Below are 12,477 nucleotides of genomic sequence, written 5' to 3' on the forward strand. Positions count from 1 at the left end.
ATGGCCATTTCCAACAAAGTCATCATCACCTGTGCCGTGACCGGCGCTATTCACACGCCTTCGATGTCGCCGCACCTTCCGGTGTCGCCCGAGGAGATCGCGGAAGCCGCGATCGGCGCCGCGGAAGCCGGCGCTGCGATCGTGCATCTGCATGCCCGCGATCCGATAACCGGAAAGCCGGATCAGACGCCTGAAGGATTCGAGCCCTTCCTGAAAGTGGTCAAGCAGCGTTCGGACTGCGTGATCAACATCACCACCGGCGGTGCACCGTGGATGAAAGTGGAAGAGCGGATCAAGCCGGCAGCGGTATACAAGCCGGAGGTTGCGTCGCTGAACATGGGCTCGTTCAATTTCGGGCTGTTCCCGATGCTTGATCGTTTCAAGGAGTTCAAGCACGACTGGGAACGAGAGGCGCTGGAATCCTCCAGGGACCTGATTTTCCGAAATACCTTCAAGGACATCGAGTACGCGCTCCGCTCCCTGGGCGAGGCCGAAACCCGCTTCGAGTTCGAGTGCTATGACACCGGCCACCTCTACAACCTGCATTACTTCCTGCAGCGCGGCCTGGTGAAGCCGCCGCTGTTCATCCAGACGGTGTTTGGCATCTTGGGTGGCATCGGCCCCCATCCGGAAGATGTGCTGCATATGAAGCGCACGGCCGATCGGTTGTTTGGCGACCAGTACAAATGGTCGGTGCTGGGCGCTGGACGCAACCAGATGCCCATCGCTGCGATGGCAGCCGCGATGGGCGGAAACGTCCGTGTCGGCCTGGAGGATTCGCTGTGGATCGGCCCCGGCCAGTTGGCCAAGACGAATGCACAGCAGGTTTCGCGTGCGCGCCAGATCATCGAGGGGCTCGGCCTCGAGATCGCGACGGCGCAGGAGGCGCGCGAGATACTGGCGCTGAAGGGCGGAGACAAGGTCGCCTTCTAGTCTAGCCGCAGAAGGCGGCCGGAAGCGCGAGGAGGCGCGGCAGGACGATGCTGGCCATGGACCAGCGTCGCGCTGCCGGACTGGCAAGCATGAACTGAATTCTGCCGGGGCTCAAATTGGCCCCAACGACTTTGCTGCATGGAGGATGACAATGATTGACAACAACCTGTTCGAACGTGGTGTCGCCAAGCGAAAGGCGACGCTAGGCGAACGCTACGTGGCCGCCAATTTGACGGACGCCGACGACTTCACCCGGCCATTTCAGGAAGCGATGACGGCATGGGCCTGGGGGTTTGGCTGGAGCGACGACGCCATCGACGTTAAAACCCGCAGCCTGATGAATCTGGCCATGATCGGCGCCCTCGGACAGATGCATGAATGGGAAGTCCATTGCCGGGCGGCCCTCAACGCCAACGGCGTGACGAAGGAACAGGTGAGGGCGGCGATCCATGTGGTAGCCATCTATTGCGGCGTTCCGCGAGCCCTCGAATGCTTCCGTGTTGCCCAGCAGGTACTCGCCGAACAAGCGGCAGACTGAGGTGCCGCAAACGTAAAATGTCGAGCTGACCAATACGGAGAGCGACGATGGATCTCGGGCTGAAGGGACTGCGTGTCATTGTTACCGCAGGTGCTGGCGGGATAGGGCTGAAGATCGCCAAGGCCTTCCTCGACGAGGGCGCCTATGTGCATATCTGCGACGTCGATCGCGACGGCCTGGCGAATGTGAGGCAGCTGCATCGCAGGCTGACGGCATCCTATTGCGATGTTTCCGACCGGGCTTCTGTTGCCGAATTCTTCGCCGATGCGGTCAAGCAGCTCGGCGGCATAGATTGCCTGGTCAACAATGCCGGCATCGCCGGACCGGTGGGGCGCGTCGACGAGATCACGCCCGAGGAATGGGACAGGACCCTGGACGTCAACACGACCGGGCAGTTCAATTGCGTTCGTCTTGCCATCCCGCATTTGCAGTCGAGCGAGAACCCGAGCATCATCAACATGTCCTCTGCGGCGGGCAGGCTGGGGTTTCAATTGAGGACACCCTATGCCGCGTCGAAATGGGCGGTCGTGGGGTTTACGAAATCCCTGGCGATGGAACTGGGCAGCCTGGGGATTCGCGTCAACGCAATCCTGCCAGGTATCGTTTCCGGCGAAAGACAGGATGCGGTTCTCGCCCAGAAGGCGGAGCTTCGCGGCATCAGTTTCGAGGAAATGAAGCAGGACGCCTTGAAGTGCGCGTCGATCGCGGAATTTGTTTCACCCCGGCAGATTGCGGACACCATTGTCTGCCTGGCGTCGCTGCGGTTTCGAACAACAACGGGCCAAGCCATAGCCGTCGATGGCGACCTTCAGATGCTCAGCTAGAGGTACGGGCATGGTTGCCGCGGCAGACCAGACGGAGTGCACCTGGCGCATTCCATAGGCATCCATCATCGATGCCTGTCCAACTGCCGCAGCCCATGCCCCATATCGGCGGCCGGAAGGACCGGCCGCCGATATGCTTTGACTGCTCATTGCAGCGCCAGGCCTGAAAGGTCGTCAAGTTCTGCGTAGGATGGCAGCGGCGCGTCGATGGGGGCGCCGTGCCGGACAACGATGCGGTTGCCTTCAGGACGCGACAGCAGTTCTGACCATGTGCGGCCCTCGAACAGGGTGAAATCGCCGGACTGTCCTTCGGCGATCACACCTTTGCCGTCGAGACGCATGATTGCAGCCGGCGTAGCCGATACCGCCCTCGGCCAGTCTCCCACCTGATGATCGAGGTGCAGGATGCGGGTCCCCATCCGATAGGTTTCCATCATGTCGAGGTCGCCATAGGCATAGAACGGATCGCGCGTGTTGTCGGAAGCCAGTGCCACGGCAATGCCGCGCTGCTTCATTTCATGCAACAGCGTGACGCCGCGCCAGCGTGGCGTGGTGCCGTCGTTGCGACGGTCCTGCAGATAGAGATTGCACATCGGCAGTGAAACCACTGCCACTCCAGCCAATGCGATCTTGTCGAGCGTCTCATCGACCGCCGCATGGTCTTGTCTCGCCAGCGAGCAGCAATGCCCAACAAGTACCTTTCCGGAAAAGCGAGACCGAAGCGCGGCCTCGGCGATGCGACGTAGGGCGTCTGCCGAGGGATCGGCAGTTTCGTCGGCATGGAAATCGAGGTCCATTCCGAAGCGGGTGGCCGTGGCAAACATCCGGTCGAGCAGCATGTCGAGGTCCGGCGTGGGGAATGCCACTGCGCCGAGCATGCCGCCAGCGGCGGCAACACGCCGGGCGATGTCTTCGAGTGCGACCTGATCGCGTGCCAGATCGATGCCGAACAGGCAGGCGGCCTGCAGTTCGATGCGTCCGCGCCATTGGTCGCGCAATTCCTGGAACACCGGCCACGAGATCGCATCTTGTGGCGGCTTGGAATCGAGATGCGTGCGGATTGCAATGGTGCCGTAGTGGTAAGCACATCGGAGCGCGAAATCCATGCGTCGCGCTACATCTTCATGCGACCAATTTTGCGTGCGGTCGGAAATGGTGGCGGTCATGGCGCCGGCGAATGAACCATCCGCCCCAGGCGTTCGCGGCAGGATATGGCCCTTGTCGAGATGCGTGTGGCAGTCGACGAATGCGGGCAAGGCAACCCTTCCGCCGGCATCGATCGAAAGAGTGCCAGCGTCGGCAGCAACACAGCCCGTAGGGTTTGTCGCTGCGATCTTGCCATTCTCTATCGTTACATCGGTGAGCATGAATTCCGCATCAGCCGCCGTGGATCCCGTGGTTATCAGGGCCGAACAAAGCCGCAAGTTGCGAAGTACATAGCGCCCATGGCGTGCACCGTCGGCTAGCGCCTCGCGCAACGATTGGCGATCTGGGGTGGGGCGGGTCATCAAGTCATCCATTCGCTGGGGGTTGTCATTCGTGAGGGGCGCGAACGACAGCCGCGCCTTGCTGGCCTGCAAAAAGGGCATGCGCGGCAACATTTCACGGCTCGGTCGTTTGCAGTTTGCAATAGAATCGAGTAGGTCAATATCTGTGATCACAGATATCAGTTTAAGCTGGCGAAGAGTCAATGCAACCATGCGGATCTGACGCAAGAGGCGGTTTGGCGCATGCCTAAATCGGGAGAGATGCCGATGTCCGTTGAAACGCCGCTGTGGGTGCCTTCCGCCAAGCAGGTCGCGGAAGCGCCGTTGACGGCGTTCATGGCCGAGGTGTCTGCCCGCGCCGGGCGTGCATTCTCCAGCTATGCCGAACTGCACGCCTGGTCGGTGGACGAGCGCGAGGCGTTCTGGGACCTGGTCTGGGACTTCTGCGGCATCGTCGGCGACAAGGGCGGCCGCGTGCTGGTCGACGGCGACAAGATGCCGGGCGCCGCCTTCTTCCCCGATGCGCGGCTGAACTTCGCCGAGAACCTGCTGCGCGGATCGGGCTCCGGCGAGGCGATCGTCTTTCGCGGCGAAGACAAGGTCGAGCGGCGGCTGTCCTGGGACGAGCTGGCGGCCCTGGTGTCGAAGCTGCAGCAGCTGTTCGTTTCGCTCGGCGTCACAAAAGGCGACCGGATCGCTGCGATGATGCCGAACATGCCCGAGACGGTGGCGGCGATGCTGGCAGCCGCCTCGATCGGGGCGGTGTGGTCGTCATGCTCGCCCGATTTCGGCGCACAGGGCGTGCTCGACCGCTTCGGCCAGATCGAACCGAAAGTCTTCATCGTGCCCGACGGCTACTGGTATGCCGGCAAGCACATCGAAGTCGGCGAGAAGGTCGCAGCGGTGGCCGCAAAGCTGACGACCGTGAGCAAGGTGCTGGTGGTCGACTATCTCGGCACGGCCAGCGACGTGGCCTCGTCCATCGCCAAGGCCGAGGCGCTGGAGGATGCCCTGGCGCCGTTTCCGGCCAGGCCGGTGACGTTTGAGCCGCTGCCGTTTTCGCACCCGCTCTACATCCTGTTTTCCTCGGGCACGACCGGCATTCCCAAATGCATCGTCCATTCGGCCGGCGGCACGCTGATCCAGCATGTCAAGGAATTGCGCCTGCATGCGGGGCTGAAAGCCGGCGACCGGCTGTTCTACTTCACCACCTGCGGCTGGATGATGTGGAACTGGCTGGTCTCGGGGCTGGCCGCGGAGGCGACGCTGCTGCTTTATGACGGCTCGCCGTTCCATCCCGACGGCAACGTTTTGTTCGACTTCGCCCAAGCCGAGAAGATGACCTATTTCGGCACCTCGGCGAAATTTATCGATTCGGTGCGCAAGGCCGGCCTGAGACCGATCGACAGCCACGACCTCACCTCCGTGCGCACCATCTCGTCGACCGGCTCGCCTTTGTCGCCGGAGTGCTTTGCCTTCGTCTATGACGGCATCAAGAAGGATGTGCACCTCGCCTCGATCTCCGGCGGCACCGACATCGTCTCGTGCTTCGTGCTCGGCGTGCCGACCGAGCCGGTGTGGACGGGCGAGATCCAGGGCGCGGGCCTCGGCCTTGCCGTCGAGGTCTGGGACGACGACGGCCAGCCGGTGCGCGAGGAAAAGGGCGAACTGGTCTGCGCCAGGGCATTCCCGGCGATGCCGATCGGCTTCTGGAACGATGCCGACGGCGCCAAATACCACGCCGCCTATTTCGAGCGCTTCGACAATGTCTGGTGCCATGGCGACTTCGCCGAATGGACAGCCCATGGCGGCATGATCATCCATGGCCGCTCGGATGCGACGCTCAATCCGGGCGGGGTGCGCATCGGCACCGCCGAGATCTACAACCAGGTCGAGCAGATGCCGGAGATCGCCGAGGCGATCTGCATCGGCCAGGACTGGCAGGACGACGTGCGCGTCGTGCTGTTCGTCCGCCTCGCCCCGGGCGTTTCGCTGGACGCGGAGCTGGAAAAGCGCATCCGCACCAAAATCCGCACCGGTGCCAGCCCGCGCCACGTGCCGGCGAAGATCGTCGCCGTCGCCGACATCCCGCGCACCAAGTCGGGCAAGATCACCGAACTCGCCGTCCGCGACATCGTCCATGGCCGACCCGTCAAGAACCAGGAAGCGCTGGCAAACCCCGAAGCGCTCGAGCTCTACGTTGGGCTGGGAGCGCTTGCAACATGACGCAGGCGTCAGAGCCTCAAGACACGATGGCGGCGGTCCTCAGCGAGAAGGCTGGCGGGCCAGAAACGCTCGCATTGAGGCGCGTGCCTATACCTGAGCCCGCGCCCGGCCAGGTGCGCATCCGGGTTCGGGCAGTCGGGATCAATTATCCGGATTTGCTGATTATCGACGACCGCTATCAATACAGGCCCGAGCGTCCATTCTCTCCGGGTGCCGAAGTCTCAGGAATTGTCGAGGCGGTCGGCGAAGCCGTGAGTTGGCCTTGCGTCGGCGACCGGGTCATGGCGATGCTCGGCTGGGGCGGCATGGCAGAATATGTCTGCGTCGACGCTGCTCGTTGTTCGCCCATTCCCGACAGCATGCCATACGACGACGCCGCAGCCTTCCTGATGGCCTACTGCACGGCGTATCACGCCTTGCGCGACCGCTCGACACTGCGTCAGGGCGAAACCCTGCTGGTGCTGGGAGCCGGCGGAGGCGTGGGGCTGGCGGCGGTCGAACTCGGCAAGGCCCTGGGCGCCAAAGTCGTCGCGGCTGCCTCAACCGAAGAGAAGCTGGGGATCGCCCGGTCGCTTGGGGCGGATGAGACCGTGCTCTATCCGCGCGGCGAACTGGGGCGCGAGGGCCAGAAACGCCTGGCCGGCTTGTTCAAGGCTGCCTGCGGCCCGGATGGTGCGTCGGTCGTGTACGATGCCGTCGGGGGAGAATATGCCGAGCCGGCCATGCGGTCGATTGGCTGGCAGGGCCGTTACCTGGTCGTAGGCTTTGCGGCGGGTGTGCCAAGTCTTCCCCTCAACCTGCCGCTGCTGAAAGGTTGCGACGTGAGGGGCGTATTTTGGGGCGCGGCGATGGAGCGTGATCCGCAGCGGCATCATGAATCCGTCGCCGAACTGACTGATCTTTATGTCCGCAGGAAGATCAAGCCGTCGATTCAGAGGCGGTTCCGTCTTGAAGAAGCCGGGCTCGCCTTGAAGGCGCTTGCAGCGCGGGAAGTGCCCGGAAAAATCGTCTTGTCGATGTGATTGGGGTGGCGCTGGCTATCGTGCCAAGGCGCCGGCCCGAGAGGGGGGAGAATATCAATGCGTCTGGAACCATATCTGTCGGCGCGCCCGGCGAACTGCGTTGCGCTTACGCCGGTGGATTTCCTGCTTCGATCGGTCGACGTTTTTCCGACGCGTCCGGCGGTTGCCTGGCGCGACAGACGTTGGACTTATCGCGAGTTTGCCCGGATGGTCGGCCGGCTATGCCGTTTCTTGAAAGAGCGAGGCGTGCAGGCAGGAGACGTCGTCTCCGTCATGGCCGGCAACCGGCCCGAGATGCTTGCCGCGCATTATGCCGTGCCGATGATCGGGGCGGTTCTCAACACCGTCAACACGCGGCTCGATGCCGACGCCGTCGGCTTCATTCTCAACCATGCCGAAAGCCGAATGGTTCTTAGCGATGCCGCGAGCCGTGACGTCGCCAGCCTGGCCGCGAAGGCCAAAAACGTTCAATGCGTCGTTTTCGCCGACGATGGCGAACGGCATGCCAGCCTGGATGTGCTCGACCTTCTCGCCGACGACGGCATCGACATAGCGCTCGAGAACTCGGACGTCGTCGACGAATGGCAGCCCATCAGCCTGAACTACACGTCAGGAACCACGGGCGACCCGAAGGGTGTGGTTTGCCATCATCGCGGCGCCTACCTCAATTCGATCGGCAATGTCTTGGCCCTCGGGCTCAATTCGCGTTCCGCCTATCTGTGGACGCTGCCGATGTTCCATTGCAACGGGTGGTGCCACACCTGGGCCGTCACGGCGGCCGGTGCGCTGCATGTCTGCCTCGACAAGGTCGACCCGGGCGTTGTCTTTGCCGAGATAGCAAGACATGGCGTCACGCACATGTCCTGCGCGCCGGTCGTGCTCTACATGCTTCTCAATCACCCGGCGCGAGAAGGTCACGACCCGGCGCGGCGCGTCAATGTCGCCATGGGTGGGGCGGCTCCGACCAGCACCTTGATCAATGAACTCGATGCGTTGGGTTTTGACCTCACGCACCTGTACGGTCTTACTGAATCTTTCGGGCCGGTGACCATGCAGACGCTCGCCGAACACCAGAACTCGATCGATGCGGCGGCGAAAGCCGTCGAACTGTCGAAGCAGGGCGTAAGGCACATTTCGGCCAGTCGCGTTCGCGTCCTTGATGACGCGGCGAAGGACGTGCCGGCGGATGGCGTGACGCTCGGAGAGATCGTGCTGGCGGGCAACACCGTGATGGCCGGTTATTATCGTGATGCCGAGGCGACCGCCGCAGCCTTCCTCAACGACGTATTCCATACGGGAGACATGGCGGTCCGTCATTTGGACGGCAGCATCGAGATCAAGGACCGCTCGAAAGACATTATCATTTCTGGCGGCGAAAACATTTCGAGCATCGAGATCGAGAACGCGCTGCATCAGCATCCGGCCGTCCTGCTTGCTGCAGTGGTCGCCGCACCCGATCCCAAATGGGGCGAAACGCCCTATGCATTCATCGAGGTGAGGCCGAATGCCGGGGTCAATTCCGAAGAGTTGAAGGCATATTGCCGAGAAAGATTGGCGCCATACAAAACGCCGCGTCACTTCAGTTTCGGTGAACTGCCAAAGACCGGCACGGGAAAAGTGCAGAAGTTCATGCTTCGCGCCCGGGCTAGGGAACTTGCAGCCGGCGCGGAATAGCGGCGCTGAGTGTGGCGTGAATCCGCCAGCAGCCTTGGCTGGCAACCCGTTGCCATTTTGCGCGACTTCGCGCGGCATGGTTTCCATAACGAATTCAAAGACCTAGGAAAAACGAGTGGACCTTTTCAAACTTGATGGACGAGTGGCTGTCATAACTGGCGGGAATGGCGGGATTGGGCTTGAGATGGCTCGAGGACTTGCGGCTGCCGGGGCAACTCCGGTTCTTGTCGGACGCAACCGGGACAAGGGAAAGAACGCGGTCGCCGCATTGAAGGGAGACGGATTTGATGCGCTGTTTTTCGAGGCTGATGTAACCTCTGAGAGCGAATGCAGGAAACTTGTCGCTTCCATTGTCGAAAAATGCGGCGGCGTCGACATTCTCATCAACAACGCCGGGATCGCTATCCGCAAAACTCCCGAGGACTATTCCGAGGCAGACTGGAAGGATGTCATCGACACCAATCTGTCGAGCGCATTTTACCTGTCCCAAGCGGTATTCGACAGCATGAAGGCCCGGGGTGGCGGCAAGATCATCAACATCGCGTCAATTCTCGCGGTGTTCGGAGCGCCGTTTTCCGTTGCCTATTCGGCGAGCAAGGGTGGACTTGTGCAATTCACCAGGGCCCTGGCTACCGCCTGGGCATCTTCCAATATCCAGGTAAATGCCATCCTGCCCGGATGGATCGATACCGATCTGACGGTTTCGGCGCGCAGCGAGGTCGCGGGCCTGGCCCAGCATGTGATCGACAGGACTCCGGCAAAACGCTGGGGTCGGCCGGAAGAACTCGCCGGTCCAGTTGTGTTCCTGGCGAGCTCTGCGTCCGACTTCGTGACGGGCGCATCCCTGACCGTGGATGGTGGCTTCTCCGTGCAGGCATGAACGGAGAGGCGAAGGCCTCGATTGGCCAGCCTTGTGGGGTGCGAGAGCACCCACAGATCGACGCGCGGAAATTTACGCAACTGGTTTGGTGAGCGACGCAAGCCCGAGTCGGTGGCCGCTGGCGGCACCTTTGGATCGGCGATTTGAGTTTGCCTGAGCGGCCATAGTGACCCGCCAAGCCAACGGCAACTTTCGGCTTATTGCCGAAAGTTGCCTGGCATGTCGGTGTGGCTCGCGCGATGGCCCGAGCCGCTTCTGCTAGTTGCCTTGAGCCCGCTTGCGGATGTCGACGCCGACAGCCTTGTTTACGAACTTGTCGGTGACGACCTTGGCGAGGTCAATCTCGCCGGGCTTGTAGAGCCCGACTTCCACCATGTCGTCATAGAACTTGGAGAAACGCTTGAGATCGACAGCGCCGATACCACGTTCCACAGCGTCGCCCCCGTCGATGAGGCCTAGGCGGAGGATCTCGTTGACCTCGGCGTCCAGCTTTTCAACCGTCATTTCGGGATTGTCTTTTCGAATCAGGTCGTAGGCTGGAGTGCGGTCGCCATAGAGGAAATTGCTGTAGCCGATCATGGTCGCGTCGATGAAACGGCTGACCAGGTCCGGGTTGTCGTCGACCAGTTCGGTGCGCGTTTCAATGACGCTGGAGTAGGCCGACCAGCCATAATCTGCGAGCAGGAACACGTCCGGTTTGAACGCGTCGATGTAGAGCGGTTCCGACGTGGCGTAGGCCTGTTGAACTGACTCTGGATTGGCGAGGAACGGCGCCATGGTGTAGTTGTATGCCTTCACCTGATCATCGCTGAGATCAAACGCACGTTTTGCCCAGGGCCACCAACTGAATTGGGCAGGGCGCGCGACATAGATTGTTTGCGCGCGACGCATATCGGCGATGTCCTTGAATTTTCCCGGATGCGCCATCACCGCTATCGGGTCTTTCTGGAGCAGGGCCGCCACCATGACCGTCGGTATGTTCGCTCGGTAATTCTCCAGAACATTCTGTGGCACCGACAAAAGGAAGTCGACTTTTGCTGCGGACAGCAGAGCGCGGGTGTTGATCTGCGGCCCGCCCTGGACGATCTCGACGTCGAGGCCAAACTTCTTGTAAGTGCCGTCGGCGACCGCCTGGTAGAAGCCGCCATGGCTGCCTTGAGCCTTCCAATTGGTCGCGAATGCGACCTTGTCTTGCGCCTGGACTGTCACGACCGACCCAACCAGACCAACCACCAGCGACATCGCACAGCTCAATCGCTTTAGGCTCGTTGCTATCATTCCGTTCATTTTTTCTCCTCCCAGAGTTGCTTGCAGATAACGGTCACGTAGGCCCCGCCTGACGTTCTTTTTGATCTACTCCTGTTGGTGGTTTGCCCGATCGGGGGTCCCGTCGAGGTCGTGACGGGCCTGCCTTTGTGCGGCGCGAGGTCGGGTTGCGATGTGTCGCGGCTGGTCGCGCCGACCCTCAAATGCGCGGTGCATTCTTTTGTTGTCGGGACCACTGTGCTGCAGATACCCAGTGGGTTCCATGCGCCTGCGGGGAACAGAAGATATGCTGGTTGGGTATAGCTGGCTAAGTCGCATGGCCCGACGGCGCTACCTTCAGAAACAAAGACAGGCGATCGCCGGTCGTGTCGGGCCGTCCTCCATGGGCTGTTGCACAGACGGCCAGAAAGGGAAGATCGTGACACGCGAAGCGGATTTATCCGTGGCGCCGCGGACCTGTCGGCTCGTGCCGCGAGGGGATGGCTGCATGCTTGGACGCGAACGCAATGCTGGGCCGCCGTGCGCCCGGTGATGCCTGCTGGTTATGCGAATGCAGTCCTGATCAGAGAACGCCTGACAGGGCGGCCTGGAGCCTTTCGGCGCAATCGCCAATCCTGGCCGTCGTGCGTTGCTCGACGTGACCTACCAACCGGCCGTCATTCAAGGCCAGGCTGACTTCAGTACGAACCAGTTTGGCCAGTTCCCGCATGGCGCGTGTGGTTTGTGTCTGAAGCGAGAACGCAATCATGAAGTCTTGGCGCAACCCAGGTTCGACGAGGCGGCGGAAGCCGAAATCGCGGTTGCCCACCTCCGGCAGGATCAGGCCGTGTGGAAGAACGGTGAAGCCATGGCCGCCGCGTACGAGGTTTTTTAGCGCAACCAACGCATCGACTTCCGCTTTGACGTTGAGCTCAAGGCCAAGCTTGCGCATGGCACCGTCCAACTCACGTCTCAAGCCGTGATGGCGGCCAACCAGCAGAAGAGGAAGCTTGGTCAGATCGCTGGTCGGAAAGACATCGGAATTGGGGGAAATTGCATCGATGTCATCACGCTGACCGAAGAGAAACAAATCGACGGACATCAGGTAGTCCATTCGCATGTACGGAGAGCGCCTGGCGTGATTGATGACGGCCATGTCGATTCGCCCCGCGGTCAGCCATTCATTGATGAAGCCGGACAGCCCGTCGACCAGGTGTACTTTCACATGGGGAAACCGTCGCGAAAACTTGGCAACGATCTCCGCGCCGATGGCGGCACTTATGGACGGAGGCACACCGAAGCTGATCTTGCCGGTAGGCACGACGGAACTTTCCCTGAGCTCAGATCGAACCTGCTCCAGATCGCGGATGATCGGAGAAACGACGCTCTGAAGCTGCTTTCCTTCGCTGGTCAGCCGGATGCCGCGCCCATGGCGGTAGAACAACTGAACGTTGAGTTCCTCCTCCAACTGGCGCATGCGCCTGCTTAGGGCTGGTTGGGCTATGCCCACCACCGTGGCCGCCTTAGAAAGAGACCCGCCCTCGATAATAGCGAGGAAATATTCCAGCTGACGAAGCTCCAATGCACCTGCCTCCACCAAGTTGGGTACCACGGCATGCCAGCCGGCATGCGTGTTGCTCTCGAAACA

The 12,477-nt window shown here is 61.4% G+C and carries 10 protein-coding genes; 7 read left to right on the top strand and 3 right to left on the bottom strand.

The window, feature by feature from the left end; genetic code table 11:
• The 3 genes from CO731_RS09815 to CO731_RS09825 all read left to right on the top strand — a co-directional run bounded on the left by CO731_RS09815 (position 1) and on the right by CO731_RS09825 (position 2,295).
• Positions 1-933, top strand: a complete 933-nt coding sequence (locus CO731_RS09815) for a 3-keto-5-aminohexanoate cleavage protein (RefSeq protein ID WP_108606935.1) — start codon at positions 1-3, stop codon at positions 931-933.
• Positions 934-1,087: 154 nt separating this feature from the next.
• The gene (locus CO731_RS09820; RefSeq protein WP_199914621.1) at positions 1,088-1,471 is read left to right on the top strand and encodes a carboxymuconolactone decarboxylase family protein; all 384 of its coding nucleotides are present in this window, start codon (positions 1,088-1,090) and stop codon (positions 1,469-1,471) included.
• A gap of 47 nt (positions 1,472-1,518) precedes the next feature.
• On the top strand, positions 1,519-2,295 hold the full coding sequence (locus CO731_RS09825) for an SDR family oxidoreductase (RefSeq protein WP_108606937.1): 777 nt from the start codon (positions 1,519-1,521) through the stop codon (positions 2,293-2,295).
• Positions 2,296-2,441: 146 nt separating this feature from the next.
• Here the strand turns inward: CO731_RS09825 and CO731_RS09830 are convergent, their stop codons facing one another.
• Entirely contained in the window at positions 2,442-3,803 is a 1,362-nt protein-coding gene (locus CO731_RS09830; protein ID WP_108609727.1) for a cytosine deaminase, read from the bottom strand.
• A gap of 246 nt (positions 3,804-4,049) precedes the next feature.
• On the opposite strand from CO731_RS09830, the gene CO731_RS09835 reads away from it, so the two are divergent.
• The 4 genes from CO731_RS09835 to CO731_RS09850 all read left to right on the top strand — a co-directional run bounded on the left by CO731_RS09835 (position 4,050) and on the right by CO731_RS09850 (position 9,584).
• Positions 4,050-6,008 (top strand): acetoacetate--CoA ligase, encoded by a 1,959-nt coding sequence (locus CO731_RS09835; protein ID WP_108679432.1) that lies wholly within the window; start codon positions 4,050-4,052, stop codon positions 6,006-6,008.
• Entirely contained in the window at positions 6,005-7,030 is a 1,026-nt protein-coding gene (locus tag CO731_RS09840; RefSeq protein WP_245439701.1) for an NADPH:quinone oxidoreductase family protein, read from the top strand. The genes CO731_RS09835 and CO731_RS09840 overlap by 4 nt, the downstream gene beginning before the upstream one ends.
• A 57-nt stretch (positions 7,031-7,087) precedes the next feature.
• Positions 7,088-8,704: an AMP-binding protein gene (locus CO731_RS09845; protein WP_108606939.1), complete on the top strand. Its 1,617-nt coding sequence runs from the start codon at positions 7,088-7,090 to the stop codon at positions 8,702-8,704.
• A gap of 115 nt (positions 8,705-8,819) precedes the next feature.
• On the top strand, positions 8,820-9,584 hold the full coding sequence (locus tag CO731_RS09850) for a glucose 1-dehydrogenase (protein ID WP_108606940.1): 765 nt from the start codon (positions 8,820-8,822) through the stop codon (positions 9,582-9,584).
• A gap of 258 nt (positions 9,585-9,842) precedes the next feature.
• On the opposite strand, the gene CO731_RS09855 is transcribed toward CO731_RS09850, so the two are convergent.
• Together CO731_RS09855 and CO731_RS09860 are read right to left on the bottom strand one after the other, a co-directional pair.
• Positions 9,843-10,871 (bottom strand): ABC transporter substrate-binding protein, encoded by a 1,029-nt coding sequence (locus tag CO731_RS09855; protein ID WP_245439703.1) that lies wholly within the window; start codon positions 10,869-10,871, stop codon positions 9,843-9,845.
• Positions 10,872-11,412: 541 nt separating this feature from the next.
• Complete coding sequence (locus CO731_RS09860; RefSeq protein WP_159091615.1) at positions 11,413-12,411, bottom strand: LysR family transcriptional regulator; 999 nt, start codon at positions 12,409-12,411, stop codon at positions 11,413-11,415.
• Positions 12,412-12,477 lie beyond the last annotated feature (66 nt).

Origin of the sequence: Aminobacter sp. MSH1 (assembly GCF_003071665.1) — a bacterium.
Classification (GTDB): Bacteria; Pseudomonadota; Alphaproteobacteria; order Rhizobiales; family Rhizobiaceae; genus Aminobacter; species Aminobacter niigataensis.